At 61.5% G+C, this 18,590-nt stretch carries 16 protein-coding genes; 1 reads left to right on the top strand and 15 read right to left on the bottom strand.

Translation table 11 applies throughout. From position 1 onward, the window contains the following. Positions 1-63: 63 nt before the first annotated feature. Entirely contained in the window at positions 64-1,296 is a 1,233-nt protein-coding gene (locus G439_RS0107280; protein ID WP_022868525.1) for a hypothetical protein, read from the top strand. Positions 1,297-1,605: 309 nt separating this feature from the next. Here G439_RS0107280 and G439_RS0107285 read toward each other — a convergent pair whose 3' ends face one another. Genes G439_RS0107285 through G439_RS0107355 form a run of 15 tightly spaced genes read right to left on the bottom strand, consistent with a single transcriptional unit; the run spans position 1,606 to position 18,555 of the window. Further along, complete coding sequence (locus G439_RS0107285) at positions 1,606-2,619, bottom strand: polyprenyl synthetase family protein (protein ID WP_022868526.1); 1,014 nt, start codon at positions 2,617-2,619, stop codon at positions 1,606-1,608. After that, on the bottom strand, positions 2,616-4,184 hold the full coding sequence (gene nuoN / locus G439_RS0107290; RefSeq protein ID WP_022868527.1) for an NADH-quinone oxidoreductase subunit NuoN: 1,569 nt from the start codon (positions 4,182-4,184) through the stop codon (positions 2,616-2,618). The genes G439_RS0107285 and nuoN overlap by 4 nt, the downstream gene beginning before the upstream one ends. Beyond that, positions 4,181-5,728 carry an NADH-quinone oxidoreductase subunit M gene (locus G439_RS0107295; protein WP_022868528.1) on the bottom strand — a complete coding sequence of 516 codons (1,548 nt, stop codon included), beginning with the start codon at positions 5,726-5,728 and terminating at the stop codon, positions 4,181-4,183. Before G439_RS0107295 ends, nuoN begins: the two co-directional genes overlap by 4 nt. 26 nt (positions 5,729-5,754) lie before the next feature. Further along, a complete protein-coding gene (gene nuoL, locus G439_RS0107300) occupies positions 5,755-7,740 on the bottom strand; it encodes an NADH-quinone oxidoreductase subunit L (protein WP_022868529.1) in 1,986 nt (661 codons plus the stop codon). A 13-nt stretch (positions 7,741-7,753) separates the two neighbouring features. Then, entirely contained in the window at positions 7,754-8,053 is a 300-nt protein-coding gene (gene nuoK, locus G439_RS0107305) for an NADH-quinone oxidoreductase subunit NuoK (RefSeq protein WP_022868530.1), read from the bottom strand. After that, on the bottom strand, positions 8,050-9,027 hold the full coding sequence (locus G439_RS0107310) for an NADH-quinone oxidoreductase subunit J (RefSeq protein ID WP_022868531.1): 978 nt from the start codon (positions 9,025-9,027) through the stop codon (positions 8,050-8,052). The genes nuoK and G439_RS0107310 overlap by 4 nt, the downstream gene beginning before the upstream one ends. Further along, the gene (gene nuoI / locus G439_RS0107315) at positions 9,024-9,680 is read right to left on the bottom strand and encodes an NADH-quinone oxidoreductase subunit NuoI (RefSeq protein WP_022868532.1); all 657 of its coding nucleotides are present in this window, start codon (positions 9,678-9,680) and stop codon (positions 9,024-9,026) included. The genes G439_RS0107310 and nuoI overlap by 4 nt, the downstream gene beginning before the upstream one ends. Further along, complete coding sequence (gene nuoH, locus G439_RS0107320) at positions 9,673-10,980, bottom strand: NADH-quinone oxidoreductase subunit NuoH (protein ID WP_022868533.1); 1,308 nt, start codon at positions 10,978-10,980, stop codon at positions 9,673-9,675. The genes nuoI and nuoH overlap by 8 nt, the downstream gene beginning before the upstream one ends. Continuing rightward, positions 10,977-13,544, bottom strand: coding sequence for an NADH-quinone oxidoreductase subunit G (locus G439_RS0107325; RefSeq protein ID WP_022868534.1), 2,568 nt, complete (start codon positions 13,542-13,544; stop codon positions 10,977-10,979). Before G439_RS0107325 ends, nuoH begins: the two co-directional genes overlap by 4 nt. After that, positions 13,541-14,842 carry an NADH-quinone oxidoreductase subunit NuoF gene (gene nuoF / locus G439_RS0107330; RefSeq protein WP_022868535.1) on the bottom strand — a complete coding sequence of 434 codons (1,302 nt, stop codon included), beginning with the start codon at positions 14,840-14,842 and terminating at the stop codon, positions 13,541-13,543. The genes G439_RS0107325 and nuoF overlap by 4 nt, the downstream gene beginning before the upstream one ends. Further along, positions 14,839-15,546, bottom strand: a complete 708-nt coding sequence (gene nuoE / locus G439_RS0107335; RefSeq protein WP_022868536.1) for an NADH-quinone oxidoreductase subunit NuoE — start codon at positions 15,544-15,546, stop codon at positions 14,839-14,841. Before nuoE ends, nuoF begins: the two co-directional genes overlap by 4 nt. Then, complete coding sequence (locus G439_RS0107340; RefSeq protein WP_022868537.1) at positions 15,543-16,892, bottom strand: NADH-quinone oxidoreductase subunit D; 1,350 nt, start codon at positions 16,890-16,892, stop codon at positions 15,543-15,545. Before G439_RS0107340 ends, nuoE begins: the two co-directional genes overlap by 4 nt. Continuing rightward, a complete protein-coding gene (locus G439_RS0107345) occupies positions 16,892-17,626 on the bottom strand; it encodes an NADH-quinone oxidoreductase subunit C (RefSeq protein WP_022868538.1) in 735 nt (244 codons plus the stop codon). Before G439_RS0107345 ends, G439_RS0107340 begins: the two co-directional genes overlap by 1 nt. Next, positions 17,623-18,177, bottom strand: coding sequence for an NADH-quinone oxidoreductase subunit B (locus G439_RS0107350; protein ID WP_022868539.1), 555 nt, complete (start codon positions 18,175-18,177; stop codon positions 17,623-17,625). The genes G439_RS0107345 and G439_RS0107350 overlap by 4 nt, the downstream gene beginning before the upstream one ends. An 18-nt stretch (positions 18,178-18,195) precedes the next feature. After that, positions 18,196-18,555: an NADH-quinone oxidoreductase subunit A gene (locus G439_RS0107355; RefSeq protein ID WP_022868540.1), complete on the bottom strand. Its 360-nt coding sequence runs from the start codon at positions 18,553-18,555 to the stop codon at positions 18,196-18,198. Positions 18,556-18,590: the final 35 nt, after the last annotated feature.

Consider the following 18,590-nt stretch of genomic DNA (forward strand, 5'->3'; position numbering starts at 1 on the left):
CCATATATCGGCTCCACGGAGCAGACCCCTTGCCCACTCAGGCGAGGATAGAAAGGAAAACACATGAAGATGCGTTCCATGACCTCGCGCCGCGCCGCGGCTGCGAGCATCCTGGCCATCACCGCGGGCCTCGCCCTGTCGGCATGCACCCCGTCCACCTCAACTGACTCGGCCGCGCCCTCGTCCGCCGACCAGTCGGCGGCAACCTCGTCGCAGGCAGCGGGCGCGCGCTTCGTGTTCGCCTACGACGGCGGCATCAAGATCCTGGATGCGACCACTCTTGAAGAGGTCGCTGACCTGCCGCTCGAAGGCTTCAACCGACTCAATGCTGCTGGCGACGGCGAACACCTGATGGTGTCCACCGAGGGCGGCTTCCAGGTGCTGTCCACCGGCGCCAAGAGCGGCGAGGCCGAGCTCAACGATTTGATTTTCCCGGCCACCACCCCCGGTCACGTCGTAGTTCACGCTGACACCACCGCGCTCTTTGATGACGGCACCGGTCTCATCCAGATCTTCGACTCCGAAGCTCTGTCCGAGGACGATTCGAAGCTCCCCGAGCTTACTGAGATTAAGTCCGAGGCTGCTCACCACGGCGTTGCCGTGCGTTTGGCAGACGGTTCGGTGGTCCGTACCATCGGCACCTCCGAGGCTCGCACCGGCGCCCTCGTTGAGGATGCTTCCGGCAAGGAACTGGGCCGCAGCGAGGAGTGCCCCGGTGTTCACGGTGAAGGTGTTGCCAAGGGTGAGATTGTCACCATTGGTTGCGAGAACGGCGTCCTTGTGTGGGACGGCAAGGAGTTCACAAAGTTGACCAGCCCGGATGCCGACTACGGCCGTATCGGCAACGAGTACGCTTCCGAGGTTTCGTCGATCATGGTGACAGATTACAAGAACGATCCCGATGCCGAGGGCGTGACCCTGTCCCACATTGGTTTCGTTGACACCGTTGCTAAGACTTTCGAGGTCATTGATATGCCCGAGGGCGTCCAGTACACGTGGCGCGGTGTGCGTCGCGATGGCGAAGGTAACGCGTGGGTTCTGGGCACCGACGGCAAGCTCTACCCCGTTGATGTTGAGGCTCGCAAGATTGGTGAGCCCATTGACGTGATCGGTGCTTGGGAGGGTCCGGAACCGTGGCAGCAGGCTCACCCGGCTCTAACCGTTGAGGACTCGGTGGCGTGGGTGACTGAGCCCGCTGCGAAGAAGGTTCACCGCGTGGAGCTGTCTACCGGCAAGATCACCTCTGCTGAGGTCGGCGTGGAGCCCAACGAGGTTGGTTTGGCTACCGCGAAGTGATCTGACTGCGGTTTCATAACAAAAGGTCCCGCTCTCCCCTGGGGAGGGCGGGACCTTTTCATTCTGGTGTTGCTGGAGCGCGACAGCTGGCGTGCCCTTGAGCGCAATGGAGGGTGCTCTAGGTGTTGGGCCGGTGGCGGCAGGGTCTGGTCGGGCTTCGAACCGATTCGCAAAGCGAATCGGTGAGCGGGCGGGCCGCCACCGGCCCAACAACAAACTTGTGCGTCCCTCGCGAAAGTTTTGTGCGTCCCTCGCGAAAGTTTTGTGCGTCCCTCGCGGGGAGAGAAGGGAACCGGAAGGGAGGGCGGGTTAGGCCAGGCGGTCGACCATAAGGTGCGCGAAAGCAACTAACGCGGTCTTCGCTTCACCCTCAGGCAACGGCTCAAGCACCGCGATTGCGGCATCGGACCACTGACTGGCCAAGGCGCGAGTTTCCTCCAGCACATCGTGGCCGCGCAGGCGCGCCACCACATCAGCCAAAGCCTCATCAGATGACAGGTCCCCGTCAAGGAGCTCAAGGATCTGTGTACCAGCCTCGTCAATGGTGCCGGCGTCTTGGCGTCGGCGCAGCAATAGCACCGGCAAGGTGTCGACACCTTCGCGCAGGTCAGTTCCGGGGGTCTTACCGCTGGTCTCCCCTGCCGAAGCCAGGTCGATGACGTCGTCAGCGATCTGGAAAGCAACGCCAATACGTTCGCCGAACTCGGACACAATGGCGGCGACCTCGTCGCCTGCGTTGGACAGATAGGCGCCGAATGACGCGGCCGTGGATACCAGGGATCCGGTCTTGTCGGCGAGGACTTGGATGTAGAAGTCTACGCGGTCTTCGCCCTTCTCCGGACCGAAAGTTTCATTGAGCTGGCCGATGCACAGGCGTTCGAAAGTGCGCGCATGGTGTGCCACCATCTTTGGTCCCAGCGCGGCAATGAGCACTGATGCGCGGGCAAAGAGGACGTCTCCAGCCAGGATCGCACGGTTATTGCCCCACAGGTGTTGGGCGGCGGGAGAGCCGCGCCTGGTGGGCGCAGAGTCCATCACGTCGTCGTGATAAAGCGATGCCAGGTGAGTGAGCTCAACGGCGGTGGCACCGGTGATGACCTTTTCCCCCAAAGCTAACTCCGGGTCCCCCAGTTGGGCACACACCAGGGTTAGGACCGGTCGGAGCCGTTTGCCGCCAGCCAGGGCCAGGTGGCTGGTGAGTTCATCGACGAGGTCGGAGGACCCAGCCACGGCTTCGTGGAGACGATGCTCGACGACCTCGAGCCCCGGGGTAATCCGAGACTCGAGGTCGGGAACTTGAAGATCAGGTGCAGAAACGCTCACGGAAGAAGTATTGCAACCTGATCGAGAACAGACAACACGGGTCCAGGGAATACGCCTAGAACAACCGTGGCCACAGCGGTGATGGCGATGGCGATAATACCGAAGCCTTCAGAATTGACTGCGACAACACCTTCGGCTGGCTCAGCGAAGAACATCTGACGCACAAGGCGGAAGTAGAAGAACGCGGTGACAGCCGAGCACAGCAGTGCCAGGGCAACCAGCCATCCCATTCCGCCAGCGAAGCCATCGGAGAACACCACGAACTTGCCGACGAAACCGGCTGTGAGCGGGATACCCGCAAAGGACAGCAGGAAGATCAGCATCGAGGTGGCCAACAGTGGGCTGGTCTTACCCAAACCTGCCCACTGGTCGAGGTGTGTGGCCTCGCCCATAATGTTGTTACGCGAATCCTTGCGGCGCACCAGGGAGATCACTCCGAAGGCTCCGATGGTGGCCAGGCCGTAGGTCAGGACGTAGAGCAGGACGTGTCCCGTGGAGCCCTGAACCAGCGAGAACACTCCGATGAGGATGAAGCCTGCGTGGGCAATCGACGAGAAGGCCAGCATGCGCTTGACGTCCTTTTGCACCACGCCAACGAAGGTACCGACCACCATGGTCATGACGGCGACGGCAACGAGGACGGGCACCAGATCCCACTGCAACGCGGCAGCGACAACCTGGTAGAAGCGGATCATTGCTCCAAAAGCTGCGACCTTGACGGCTGCGGCCATGAAGCCGGTGATCGGCGTTGGCGCGCCCGTGTAGACGTCGGGAGTCCATGCGTGGAAGGGGGCTGCGCCCACTTTGAATAGCAAGCCCACCATGACCAGCAAGACACCGGCGACGGCCAGCATGTCCATACCGCCCTGTGTCACGACTGCGGCGTGCATGTCCGAAATGATCAGCGATCCGGAGAAGCCGTACAACAGGGCCGAGCCCATGAGCATGAATCCGGAAGCAAAAGCACCCAGGATGAAGTACTTGATGCCGGCTTCTTGGGACAGCTGCCTGCGGTAGCGTGCGGTCGCGGCCATGATGTACAGCGGCAACGACATGACCTCGAGGGCCACGAAGAGCACGATGTAGGAGTCGGCTGCGGGGAAGAGCATCATGCCCACAAGGCTGAAGAGCATGAGCGTGAAAACTTCGGAACGCTGGTAGTTCTTCGAATCGGTGAGTTCTTCGTCCGAGGATCCGGGCCGATCAGCGGGCTGGCCGACAAAAGCACCGTCACCGACCTGGGTGCGATCAGCGACCACGAGGATGGCCAGGAAACCGATGATCACCAGGATCAGTTGGGCTGCGATGGTCAGGTGATCTTCGATGTATTCACCGATGGATGAGGCCTGGTCAGCCATGAGGAACCAGCGCGACACCAGAACCACTGCTGAGGCGAGGGTGGCAACGAGGGCGACGATGATCGACCCCATGCGCCGAGCTTTCGCCGGGGCGAAGGTTTCGATGAGCAGAGCGATGACGGCTCCGGCCAGGATGATACCGACGGGCACCAGCGTGGCGTATTGAACCGTGGGCTCAACGAATTCAACTGCAGGAAGGAGGTTCACTTCGTGCTCCCTTCGATGGTCTGCGACTGGGCGCCAGCCGCGGGATCCAGGTTGACGTCAGCTGCGATGGGGGTCAGGGCACCAACCAGCGGCGCCGACCAAATACCCAGGACGAGCATCCCGGCAACCAGAGGAACCATGACCGTCTTCTCACGTCCGTTCAGGTCTGCGATGTCATCGGCGGCAGCTTTGGGGGCACCGGTGAAGACTCGCTGATAAGGCATGAGCACGTAGAGGGCGGCAATGATGACGCCGAGGACGGCGCAAGCTGCGATCAGCGGATTAACCGACCATGTACCCATGAGGACGAGGTATTCGGGAACGAATCCGGACAGGCCGGGCAGGGCGATGGAGGCTAGGCCTGAGACCAACCACAGGCCCGCGAGCACCGGGGTCACGCGCTGCATGCCACGGTAGGCATTCATGTCCTGAGTGCCGCCGTGCCGCGCCAACCATCCGGACAGGATGAACATGGCGGCGATGGATACACCGTGGGCGACCATGTAGAACATGGCACCGACCAAAGCGATTTCAGATCCGATGAAGATGCCGAGCACCATGAAGCCGAAGTGCGACACGGAGGTGTAGGACACGAGGCGCATGATGTCGTTTTGCCCGTTGGCAGCCAATCCACCCCACAGGATGGAGATGACGGCCAGGACGATAATCGGCCAACGCAGGGAGGCAGCGGCTTCGGGGAAGAGCTGCAGGCACAGCGTAATCATGCCGAAGGTGCCGATCTTGTCGAGCACGCCGACCAGCAACACTGAGGTGCCGGGGCGGGCTACTGCCGCGGTGTCGGGCAACCAGGTGTGGACCGGAACCATCGGGGCTTTGATGGCGAAGGCCACCATGAAGGACACGAACACTCCAGTTTGGATTGCCGCACCCATAGCGGGGGCAACATCCCAGAGAGTGTCGAAGCGGAAGAAGGTTTCGCTGTGGGTGGGGGCCGCTGCCCACAGGGCTACGAGGCCGCCGAGCATAACCAGTCCGCCGGCCAGCGAGTAAAGCAGGAACTTCATGGCTGCGGCGCGGCGCTCAAGGGCTTCGCCGATGCCGAAGCGTCCGATCATCAGGTACAGCGGGATGAGCATTGCTTCAAAGGCAATGTAGAAGACGACGACGTCGAAGGCCGCGAAGATCATCACCATGAAGGCTTCGAGGACGAGGACGAGGGCGCCGTAGGTCCTAGCGTCGGCCGAGTCGCTGTCTTCATGCCATCCGGCGATGAAGACGATCGGCACGAGGACGACGGCCAGCAGGATCATCACCAGGGACAGGGCGTTGACGCCCAGGGCCCACGAGACACCCATTTGGGGGATCCACGAGTAGGACTCGACGATCTGGTGGGTGGCCGGGTTTGACCAGTCGAAAGCGACCACGGCTGCGGCCACGGCGACAACCATTTCGATGACGGCAACCGTCAGGGCGAAAGCCTTGCCGGAACTGCGACGCAGACCGGGGACGGCTCCCAGGATGACGGCTCCGAGCACCGGGATAGCGACGAGCAGGGTCAGCCACGGAAATTCGGCTGTAACCATTGCATTCTCCATAATGTTGTCTCCCCTCAGATCCTGAATCCGAGGACGATGGCCAAGGCGATGACGACTCCGCCGAGGATGTATCCGGCGTAGCTACGCACGAAGCCGGTTTGGGTGGAGCCAAGGAACTTGCCGATTCGGGCCGAACCAGCGCCCACCCCCTTGGCGATCCCGTCAATGACGAGGCGGTCGCCTGCGGTTGCAGCGGCAGTCAGTGCCAGGCCAGGAGCCATGAACAGGGTTTCGTTGACGGTGTCTTGGTGCAGGTCAGCGCGGGCAGCCTCGGTCAGGGCGTTGCCGGCGGGCACGGCCTTGGATACCTCGGCGGCACCGTACATGCGCCAAGCGATGAAGGCTCCGACGAGGACGACCACCAGGGTTGCCACCTGAATAACGACGACGGGCAGCACTGGTTCTTCGTGGACGGCTCCGCCAATAGCCGGGCTCAGCCAGCTGGTGAAGAAGTCACCGATGGACATCAGACCACCGATAAGGACTGCGCCGACGGCCAGGATGATCATCGGGATGGTCATGAGGGGGCCGGATTCGTGCGGATGAACGCCAGCGCCTTCAGCTTCAGTGGTCCAGCGGGCCTTGCCATGGAAGGTCATGAAGAACAGGCGCGACATGTAGAAAGCGGTCAGGCCTGCACCGAAGAGGGCGATCAGACCGTAGACCCAGCCGATCCATGATGCTTCACTGTCGGCGAAGGTGTGAGCGGCGAACGCGGCCTCGATGATCTTGTCCTTGGACCAAAAGCCCGAGAACGGGGGCACACCGAGGATGGCAAGCCAACCCATCATGAAGGTAATCCAAGTGACTTTCATGGCGGTGCGCAAGCCGCCAAAGCGACGCATATTGACCTGGTCGGCCATGCCGTGCATGACGGAACCTGCGCCCAGGAACATGAGGGCTTTGAAGAAGCCGTGAGTGAAGAGGTGGAAGATGGCAAAGGCCCAACCAATGGGACCCAGGCCAGCACCAAGCATCATGTAGCCGATCTGCGACATGGTTGAGGCGGCCAGTACCTTCTTCATGTCGTCCTTGGCTGAACCAACGATCGCTCCGAACAGCAAGGTGATAGCGCCAATGATGGCCACTGCTGTGGCCGCAACAGGAGCTGCCTCGTAGACGGCACCCGAACGCACCACCAGGTAGACACCTGCGGTGACCATGGTGGCAGCGTGGATGAGGGCCGACACGGGGGTCGGACCCGCCATGGCGTCACCCAGCCAGGCTTGGAGCGGGAACTGAGCGGACTTACCGCAAGCAGCGACCAGAAGGAAGATGCCGATCAGGGTGGCTTGGGCAACGGGGATCCCTGCCACGCCCTCGTTGACGTCAACGAAGCGGACGGAACCGAAGTTGGTAACCATGACCATCATTGCCAGCAGCATGCCCATGTCGCCGACACGATTCATGACGAAGGCTTTCTTAGCAGCCACGGCATTGGCAGGAACGTGGTTCCAGAAGCCAATGAGCAGGTAGGACGCCAGGCCTACGCCTTCCCAGCCGACGAAAAGCACGGCGTAGGAGTCGGCGAGCACCAGGGTCAGCATCGCTGCAATGAAGATGTTGAGGTAGGCGAAGAAGCGCCTGCGATCCGCATCGTGCTCCATGTAGGCGATGGCGTACACGTGGATGAGTGAACCAACGAAGGTCACGAGGATCACGAAGGTCATCGACAGTGGATCAACCATGAGGCCGAAGTCAACGCTGAAGTCTCCGGCGGGAATCCAAGTGAACAGCGTCTGAGTCATACGGCGGGCAGCCTCATCCACTCCCAACAACTGGGCGACGATGACGGCTCCGACAATGAAAGAGCACCAGGAAGCGCAGGTAGCCAGCAGGTGGCCCCACTTATCGGATGAGCGTCCAGCCAGCAGCAGGATTGCGGCGCTGACCAGCGGGATGAGGATCATCAGCCACGCGTACGAGGCCGCGCCCGTGGCAGCCACGGGAGTTACTGCCTGCGAATGCTCGGTGGCGAGCAGTGCGAGGGTCGGTGTCATATTCATTCCTCCCTCAGTTCTTCAGCAGGTTGACGTCGTCCACGTTCGTGGTGGAACGAGAACGGAAGATGGACACGATGATGGCGAGGCCGACCACGACCTCGGCTGCGGCGACGATCATCACGAAGAACGCCATGATTTCACCGCTGACGTCACCCAGGACGCGCCCAAAGGTCGCGAAGGCGAGGTTGGCAGCGTTGAGCATGAGCTCGACACCCATCAGCGAGATGATCGCGGAGCGGCGCACCACGACGATGGTGGCGCCAATTGAGAAGATGATCCCCGCAAGGATCAGGTACCAGGCCAGTGTCACTTCTCTTCCTCCTGGTTCGAGGCGGCCTCGACCTCGGCAACGTCTGTGACGTCGAAGGAGGGGGCCATGGGCTGATCGAGGCCGGTAGGAGCACCGGGTCCGGGCATACCCCACGCTCCCGACAGCGGCACAGCCGCCGAAGCTTCGTGGGAGAAGGGCGAATCGATGGTTTCTTCGGCGCGGGCCAGCATGAGGGACTGAGCGACCTCGGGGTCAACCTGTCCCAGGGTGCGTTCCAGGCCGCGCACGCGAATCACGCGAGGCACCGATTCTTCGAGGGGTTCAAGGGTTTCACCCGAGATTGCCGGCACGTCAGCAGCGTTGGACTTGGCGTACACGCCAGGCGAAGGCAGCTGGCCGATGCGGCCACCGGATTCGGCGAAGGCACGCATCTTGGCCTTGGCGACGCCGAGCTGACTGAGCTTGGGGGCCAGGCGATCCGTGTGAGTAAGGTACATGGCGCCAACGGCTGCAGTAATGAGCAGAGCGTCAGCAATTTCAATGGCCAGCCAGTGCTTGGAGAACAGTGTGGCTGCCAGTCCGGTGATCGGCTCATTCGAGTAGGGGTCGACAGCGATTTCTCCGGGGCCATTCATGGTGGTGTGGCTGATGACAATGAAGATCAGCAGAGTAAAACCGAGACCACCCAGGACGGCTGCAACAATGTTGCCGCGACGCTGAATGGAATAGTCGTCGGACGCTCCCAGGCCGATCATCATAATGACGAAGAGGAAGAGCATCATGATCGCGCCGGTGTAGACGACCACCTGAACGATGCCCAGGAAAGGGGCCTGCAGCGCGAAGTAAAGCATGGCAAGGCCGATCATGACGACCACCATTGAGATGGCCGCGTAAGCAGCTTTCTTGAAGAAGAGCACTCCGAGCGCCCCGCAGACCATGACGACTGCGACACAGCAGAAGAAGATCATCTCCCCCACTGAGCCCATGGTGGGCCAGGAACCAAGGCCGTTCATCGACTGACCTCCTCAGTGACAGGTTTAGCGGTGGCCAGCGACGGATCGTCGGGACGGTGTTCCTTAACCCAGTCAACCTGGGCTTGGGTCGGTCCAGTAACCTCGCCGCGGTAGTAGTCGCCGTCATTCAGTCCAGCAACCATGGGGTGCGGGGCTGCCAGCATGCCGTCGGCCAGAGGAGCCAGGATGTCCTGCTTCTCGTAGATGTCGTCAGCTCGCGTGTACTTGGCGATCTCGAAGTCGTTGATCATGGTCAGGGCGCGCGTGGGGCACGCCTCAATGCACATTCCACAGAAGACGCAGCGCAGGTAGTTGACCTGGTAGACACGGCCGTAGCGTTCGCCCGGCGAATACTGTTCTTCCGGAGTGTTGGAAGCGGCTTCAACAAAAATCGCATCTGCTGGGCAAGCCCAGGCGCACAATTCGCATCCAATGCACTTTTCGAGGCCGTCCGCGTAGCGGTTGAGCTGGTGGCGTCCGTGGAAGCGAGGCATGACGCGCGCGGGTTCGCTCGGATACTGCTCGGTGACCGTCTTCATGAAGAAGTGTTTGAGGGTCACGCCGTAGCCAGCGAAGGGGGCGAAGAATTCCCCGATCGGGCCCTTGGGGTCTTGCGAGTAGCGCATGTGTTCGGACTCGTTGGTCTTACTCATCGTTTCCCTCCTCGATGGCGGTGGCCATGATCGGTTCACGACCGGCGCGCGGGGATTTCACCGGCTGTTGGCCGGGCAGTGGCGGTACTGGGAAGCCATCGGCAAAGCCGGTGTACTCCTCATCCGCTGGGCTTGTAGGTTCTTCTTCGCCCTTGTCAGTCACCCACAAGATGATCATGAGGATCACGAAGATCGCGGCGATGACGCCGCCCATGACGGGCAGGGAGACGTCAACCCAGTTGGTGACACCTCGGACAATGGCGACGGCCACCAGCCACACGAGGGCAATGGGCATGAGCCACTTCCATCCGAAGTTCATGAGCTGGTCGTAGCGGATGCGCAGCAGGGATGCTCGAGTCCAGATCATCAGGAACATGAAGAACCAGATCTTGATGGTCAGCCACAGGATGCCCCACCATCCGTCGTTGAGGAAGTCGATGTGGGACAGCGGCCACGGAGCGTGCCAGCCGCCCATGAACATGGTGGCGGCAACCGCGGACACGTTGAGCATATTGATGTATTCGGACAGGTAGTACCAGCCGAACTTCATCGACGAATACTCAACCATGTGTCCGGCGACGATCTCACCCTCACCCTCGGGAAGGTCGAAGGGCAGGCGGTTGACTTCAGCGATTGCCGAAATGCAGTAGACGACAAACGCGGGGATCAGCGCGAACGCCCACCACACCTGGCCTTGGGCGGCCACGATCTGCGAGGTCGACATGGTGCCGGACATAAGGAACACGGACACCAGGGCCATGCCCATGGACAGTTCGTAGGAGATCACCTGGGCAGAAGAACGAACCGAACCGTACAGCGGCAGGGTCGATTTGGTGGACCAACCGCCCAGAACGATGCCGTACAGGCCAACGGCTGTCACAGCCAGAATGTACAGGGCTGCGATGGGGCTGTCGGCAACTTGGAGCGGTGTGGAGTGGCCAAACACTGGCACATTCGGGCCGAAGGGGATGACCGCGTAGATCGAGAAAGCGGAGAACACGGCGATACAGGGTGCCAAGAAGTAGAGGAACTTATCGGCCTTGTTCGTCCAGATCTCTTCTTTCATGAAGATCTTGAGGGCGTCGGCAAAAGCCTGCAGCAGGCCCAGGGGGCCAGCCACGTTGGGGCCGGGGCGCGACTGCATGCGGCCCAGGCCTCGACGCTCAACCCACAGCGCCATGAGGACGCTGAGGATCAGGTAGACAACAACGAAGATCACCTTGATGAGCGACAGCCACCAGGTTTCTTCGGAGAAATCTGCGGGCGCGTAGTCAGGGACCGCCAGGGTCGTCAGATTCATCGGGCCACCTCCTCAGTGGAGCGCAGTGCCACGACGGCGCCGGTTGCGCCGAGGGACTGGTGGACGAGGGAGCCTGCAGAACATTCGGGAACCCACACGACATTATCGGGAAGGTCCGCCGTAGCAGCAGGCAGGACGATTGAGCCACGATCCGTGGTCAGCGCAATCTGCGCGCCCTCGGCTACACCTGCGGCGGCCAAGGTAGCGGCCGAGGCGAGGGCGACCGGGCGGCGGGCAGAACCGGCCAGCCAGGGGGCGCCGTCTTGGAGGCGCCCCGCATCAATCATCGGCTTGTGCGTAGCCAGAACTGCTTGACCAGCAGCAACCGGTGTCAGCGCGGCAGCGGCGTTGGCGGCGAAGTCGGCGCGCCGACCCGTCCAACTCATCAGCGGGTTCACTTCGTCGTACAGGTCCGTTAGGGTTTCGATGCCCAGGTCTTGGCCGAACTCAGCGGCCAAGCGAACCAGTACGTCGCGGTCGGTCAGGGAACGGGCAGAAACAGCCTGGCCGAAGGGACGCAGACGGCCTTCCCAGTTAATGAACGTGCCGTTCTTTTCCAGCGGCGGTGCGACAGGCAGAACCACGTCGGCAAGCTCGGTGATCTCGGAGACGCGCACTTCCAGGGAGACGAGGAAGGGAACTTTTTCAAAGGCTTGGCGGGCAGCTGCGGGATCATCAAAGTCGCGCAGGTCAACGCCACCAACGACGAGGGCGCCGACGGTGCCATCAACGGCGCCGGCAAGCATGCCAGCAGCGTCCAAGCCTCGAGCTGTCGGAGCGGTACCCCAGCCAAGGGATTCGTGGGCAGAACCATCCGAACCCATGCGCCCGAAGGGCAGCAGGCCGGGAAGCAGGCCGGCCTCGACGGCTGCGCGCTCGCCGGATCGACGCGGTACCCACTGGAGACGAGCACCCGTGCGTTCGGCCAACTCGACAGCGGCAGACAGCAGGCCGGGCGTGCGAGCGGCGCGCTCACCCACCAAGATGATGCCGCCCGAGAGGTCGGCAGCAAGCTCGGAGTTTTCACCGTCTAGGTGAATCGAGGAAAGCACTTCAACTTCAGTACCCGGGGCCGCACGCAAAACCTCAGCCTTGAGCTTGCGTGAACCATTGGAAGTGAAAGGAGCAACCGTTGCGATCTTCTGCAGGCCCTTACGCATGGACTTGCGCAGACGCAAGAAGATCGCACCGCATTCATCCTCGGGTTCCAAAGCGACCAGCAGCACGCGGTTCGCATTCTCAAGGTCGGCGTAGGTCACGCCCAGGCCAGAGCCTGCAATCTTGGAGGCGAGGAAGGACCGTTCCTCTTCAGAGTGCGAACGTGAACGCGCATCAATTGAATCAGAGTGAATGATGCTGCGAGCAAACTTTGACCAAGCCCACGCATCTTCAAAGGTCAAGCGACCACCAGGCAGGAATCCTGCCTCGCCGACGCGTGACTCCAAGCCCTGGCGAACGCGGTCAAGCGCGTCAGACCAGGAGGTGGGGACCAATTCGCCGTTCTCGCGCACCAGCGGGGTACGCAGGCGCTGCTCGTTGATCCATTCGAAAGCGAAACGATCCTTGTCGGTGATCCACTCTTCGTTGACCTCCGGTTCGTTGCCGGCCATGCGGCGCACGACCTCTCCTCGACGAATGTCAACGCGGATGGCTGAACCTGAAGCGTCCTGTTCGGTCACCGAAGCGGTAGACACCAGGTCGAAGGGGCGTGCACGGAATCGGTACGAGGACGCGGTCAGCGCACCCACCGGGCAGATCTGAATGATGTTGCCCGAGAAGTAAGAGGCAAAAGCGCGGCCAGACACGTCACGGTCGGCGTCAGTCAGCTCGCCCTCGTTAACGGAACCAATAATGCCGGCATCACCGTAAGGACCGGAGATTCCCGCATCGCCCAGTCCCTTGCCCTTGGGATCGTGGAAATCCAGGGTCGAGGCGTCAAAGCCGCCGATCTGCTCAGCCATGAAGTAGTGGTCATCGGTGGGAGCCGAACCGCCGCCGCGGCCCTGCAGATCGATGAACACGTCGCCAGAAATTTCCTTGCCAAAACGCACGCAACGCTGACACAGAATGCAGCGGTCGCGGTCCAGCAGGATCTGGCTGGTCAGGCGCAACGGCTTACGGTAGGTGCGCTTGGCGTCGGCAAAGCGCGACTCTCCACGTCCGTCGGTCATGGCCTGGTTCTGCAGGGGGCATTCGCCGCCCTTGTCGCAGATCGGGCAGTCCAACGGGTGGTTAATCAGGAGGAACTCCATGACACCACGCTGAGCCTTTTCAGCAACCTCGGAGGTGTGCTGAGTCTTGACCACCATGCCGGGGGTGACAATCTGAGCACATGAGGGCTGCGGCTTAGGCATGAAGCGCAACTCGCCGGTGTTGCGGTCGGGCATACCAACCTCGACGAGGCACTGGCGGCAAGCGGCAACCGGTGCGAGCAGCGGGTGGTCACAGAAACGCGGAATGCGAATTCCAGCCTGTTCTGCGGCCCGAATAACGAGGGTTCCCTGGGGAACACTGACCTGGACGTCATCGATGATTACGTCCACCAACTGGGCAGCGTCGCTCATCGGACACCTCCTCGCGCGTAAACGGTGGATGCCTCATAGGGGAAAAGTTCACGGGCGGGCGTGGTCAGCCCCGCCTCGAACTCTTCACGGAAGCGGTGAATACCGGAGATGATGGGCGTGGCAGCAGCATCACCCAGGGGGCAGAAGCTGCGGCCAGCAATGTTTCCGGCGATCTCGTCAAGCAGGTCGACGTCTCCGGGAAGGCCTTGGCCCTTCTCCAAACGGAACATGATCTGCTTGATCCAGTAGGTGCCCTCACGACACGGCGTGCACTTACCGCAGGATTCGTGCTGGTAGAACTCCGACCAACGGGTGATGACACGCACCACCGACGTTGTTTCGTCGAAGACCTGCAGGGCGCGCGTGGCCAGCATGGAGCCGGCCCCGACGACGGCCTCGTAGTCGAGAGGAATATCGATTTCGTCCTCGGTGAACAGAGGGGTTGAAGAACCGCCCGGCGTCCAGAACTTGAGCTTGTGACCGTCGCGGATGCCGCCGGCCATCTCGATGAGTTCACGCATGGTGATGCCGAAAGGAGCCTCAAACTGGCCGGGGTTGTTGACGTGGCCGGACACGGAGAAGATGCCGTGTCCGCGCGAACGCTCGGTACCCATTGACATGAACCACTCGGGCGAGTTGCGGAAAATGCCGGCAACCTGGCAGATGGACTCAACGTTGTTGACCACCGTGGGGCGTGCGTACAGACCCGCAACCGCCGGGAACGGAGGCTTAATGCGCGGGTGTCCGCGACGTCCCTCCAGGGAGTCAAGCAGGGCCGACTCTTCACCACAGATGTAAGCGCCCGCACCTGCGTGAGCGGTGATCTTCAGATCGCCGAGAACGCCGGCCTCGGTGGCTTCTTTAATAGCACTGAGTAGGCGGCGGTAGACATGCACGACCTCGCCACGCAAGTAAATAAATGCGTGCTTGCAGTTGATCGCGCGGCTGGTGATCGCCACACCCTCAATGAGGACGTGCGGGTCAGCCATAATCGTAGGGATGTCTTTGCAGGTGCCCGGTTCGGACTCGTCGGCGTTGACCACGAGGTAGCGGGGCAGGCCATCGTCTGGCGGAAGGAAAGACCACTTGAGGCCCGTGGGGAAGCCAGCGCCTCCTCGGCCTCGTAGACCGGAAGTCTTCACGGCCTCGACGATGTCGGCGGCCTCCATAGTGTTGGCTTTCTTGAGGCCCTCGTAGCCTCCGCGCGACAGGTAGGACTCGAGGGTCCAGGAGCGTTCTTCTCCCCATCCGCGGGTGACGATCGGGGTGAGTTTGCCCGCAGCGGCGTAGGTGGTCATGCCTGTGCGCCTCCATCCTTCGTCTCATTGTCGGAGCCGGGAACCGCGACGGGTTCGGTCCAGCCGTTCGCGTCGGCAATGCGCTTGCCCAAAAGGGTCGGTTCGCCAGCCGAGGGGCCTTCGTGCTCGTGTCCGTCGAGGAAGCCAGCGAGTGTGTGCTCCACTTCCTTAAAGGTCGGCACTACGTTTGCGCCGCGAGTGGGGTGTGCGGGTCGGCCATTCTCCAGATCATCGACGAGGGCGATCGCAGATTCAGGGGTCTGGTTGTCGAAGAACTCCCAGTTAACCATGACAACCGGCGCATAATCGCAGGCCGCATTACATTCGATGCGTTCCAGAGTGATCTTGCCGGACTCGTTGGTTTCATCGGAGCCGACACCCACATGCTTGGACACGGCCTCCCAAATGTCGTCGCCGCCCATGACCGCGCATAAGGCGTTGGTGCACACACCCACCAGATAGTCGCCATTGGGGTGGCGCTTGTACTGGGTGTAGAAAGTAGCCACGGCGCTGACTTCGGCGCGGGTCACGTCAAGAATGTCTGAGATCAGGGCGATGCCGTCGGGGGACACGTAGCCATCCTCGGACTGAACCAGGTGGAGCATCGGCAACATGGCCGAACGGGAGTGGCCCGTCGGGTAGCGGCCGATGATCTCGGCGGACTCGGCCCGCAGGCGGGCCTCAACTTCAGGTGTGTAGCTCATCGGTCGACGCCTCCCAGCACCGGGTCGATAGCGGCGAGTGCCACGATGACGTCGGCCAGCTGGCCGCCCTCGGACATCATCGCCATGGACTGCAGATTCGCGAAGGAAGGATCGCGGAAGTGAGCGCGGAACGGCCGCGTACCACCGTCAGATACCAGGTGGACACCCAAGATGCCCTTCGCATGCTCAACGGTCTGGTAGACCTGGCCAGCGGGAACATGGAAGCCTTCAGTCACCAGCTTGAAGTGGTGGATCAGCGACTCCATGGACTTGCCCATGATCTTGGAAATGTGCTCAAGGGAGTTGCCCTGGCCGTCGGTGGCCACGGACAGCTGCGCCGGCCACGCAATCGTCGGGTCAGCCACCATGACAGGCTCGCCCTCGCACGCATCCAAACGATCCAGGCACTGGTCGACAATACGCATCGACTGGTAGCACTCCTCGAAACGCACCATCGTACGGTTGTAAACGTCGGACTTGTCGCGTACAGGAACGTCGAACTCGTAGGTTTCGTAACCGCAGTACGGGTCCGTCTTGCGCAGATCCAGCGGCAAGCCCGCGGCGCGTACGCCGGGCCCCGTGTGGCCCAGTGCCATCAAAGCTGACAGCGGCATCACAGCAACGTCGCACAGGCGCTTCTTGAAGATCGGGTTCTGCTTACCCAGGTCCTCAAGTTCACCAATGTCGTCGCGAGTCATGCGCAGGCGTTCGCGAATGTAGTCGGTAGTGCCTTCGCCGATATCCTGGGCGACACCGCCGGGGCGAATGTACGCGTGGTTCATGCGCAGGCCCGTGACGCGTTCGAAGATCCGTAGGATGTGCTCGCGTCCTCGGAAGGCCGTCGTCATGAAGGTGGTGGCGCCCATTTCGTTACCGGTCGAACCGATAGCCACCAGGTGAGAAGCAATGCGGCACAGTTCCATCATGAGCACGCGGATGATAGTGGCGCGCTCGGGAACCAGATCGGTGATCCCCAGGAGCTTTTCGACACCGAGGCAGTAGGCGACCTCTTGGAAGAAGGGAGCCACGTAGTCCATGCGGGTGCACAGTGTGGTGCCCTGGGTCCAGGTCCGGTACTCCATGGTCTTTTCGATGCCGGTGTGCAGGTAGCCGGTGTCGACGCGCACCTCGTGAACAGTTTCGCCTTCGAGTTCGACGATCAGACGAAGCACACCGTGGGTAGCCGGGTGGGTAGGACCCAGGTTGACGACGATGCGCTCAGTGGAGATCTTCTTGACCTCGTTGAGAATGTCGTCCCAGTCGCCGCCCGCGGCCATGACCTCGGGGATTTCATCGATGTTAATGCCTGCGCCAGAGATGGGCGCATGGAAGGTTTGAGTGCTCATCAGTACGACCTCCGCGTGTCGGCGGGCGCGGTCGTGGCGCCCTTGAACTCGACGGGGATGCCGCCGAGCGGGTAGTCCTTGCGTTGCGGGTGTCCAACCCAGTCGTCGGGCATCGCGGTGCGGGTCAGTGACGGGTGTCCGTCGAAGACAATTCCAATGAGGTCCCAGGTTTCACGTTCCTGCCAGTCGTTGGCCGGATAGATCCCCACGATAGAGGGGATGTGCGGATCGGCGTCGGGGCAGACAACCTCGAGACGCAGGGTGCGCGAATAAGTGATGGACATCAGCGGGTAGATGGCATGCAGTTCGCGCCCCTTGTCGGCCGGGTAGTGCACACCGTTAGTGCCCAGGCACATTTCGAAACGCAGGTCCGGGTCGTCACGCAGGTACTTGGCGACGCGGGCAATGTGGTCGCGAACAATGAAAATTGTCAGTTCGCCGCGATCAACAACGACCTTCTCAATGACGTCGGCAACGGCCAAGCCGTCGGCTGCAATGAGTTCTTCGAGGACGTCGACAACAGTGTCGAACCAGCCGCCGTAGGGGCGCATGGCTTCTCCGGGCAGGAAGGATTCGGAGACTAGACCGTCAAAGCCTGTCGTATCCGTGCCAAATCCTGTGCCAAAGAGGCCAGAGCGGGTGCCGACGAGTTCGGGTTCAGGCTTTGCGCGATCCGGCGGGACAATGTCAGCGCTGAATCTCTGATCTTCGGGAGTCTGGAGGTCGTCGCTCATGCGAGGAGTCCCTTCATCTGGTGGGTCGGTGTTGCAGCCAGCGCAGCCTGCTCAGCCTTGCGGGCGATCTCGCGTCGGTGTGCACCCAGCGGCTCCTTGCCGATTTGTTCACGCAGCACGAGGACGGCGTGGATCAGAGCTTCGGGGCGAGGCGGACAGCCGGGCAGGTAGACGTCAACGGGGACAATGTGGTCACAACCCTGGACGACGGCGTAGTTGTTGAACATGCCGCCCGAGGAGGCGCAGGCCCCCATCGAGATGACCCACTTAGGTTCGGGCATCGAGTCGTAAACGCGACGCACCACGGGAGCCATCTTGTGGGAGACACGGCCCGAGACGATCATCATGTCGGAGTGACGCGGCGAAGCACGGAACACCTCAAGGCCAAAGCGTGCCATGTCGAAGCGCGGGGTACCGGCGGCCATCATTTCGATGGCGCAGCAGGCCAGACCCATGGTGACGGGCCACTGGCTATATTTACGTCCGAGGCCGAGGATCTTCTCGACGCTGGTCAGCGCGATACCTGCGGGAATCTTTTCTTCAAGACCCATTGCTACTTCTCCTTAACCTCAGTAATCCAGGCCGCCACGGCGCCACACGTAGGCGTAGGGAACGGTGATGAGGGTGATAAAGGTCAACATGGTGACCAAACCGAACAGGCCGAGCTGGTTGAAGGCCACAGCCCACGGGTACATGAAGACGACTTCGATGTCGAAGATGATGAATAGCATTGCCACCAGGTAGTACTTGATGGGGAATCGACCCTCGTGCAGGTGGGTGCTGGTGGGCTCAACGCCGCACTCGTAGTTCTGGGACTTGACCTTCGACTTCTTCGAAGGACCCAAGAGGTGGGAGAGCCCCAATCCGGCGAGGGCCACCACTGCGGAGGCTGCTAGCGCAATGAGCAGCGGGAAATAGGGATTCGTCATCGTTCCTCCCAGAATCGATCGGTGCGGGTGCTGAC

The sequence above is a fragment of the Schaalia vaccimaxillae DSM 15804 genome, assembly GCF_000420425.1.
GTDB lineage: Bacteria > Actinomycetota > Actinomycetes > Actinomycetales > Actinomycetaceae > Pauljensenia > Pauljensenia vaccimaxillae.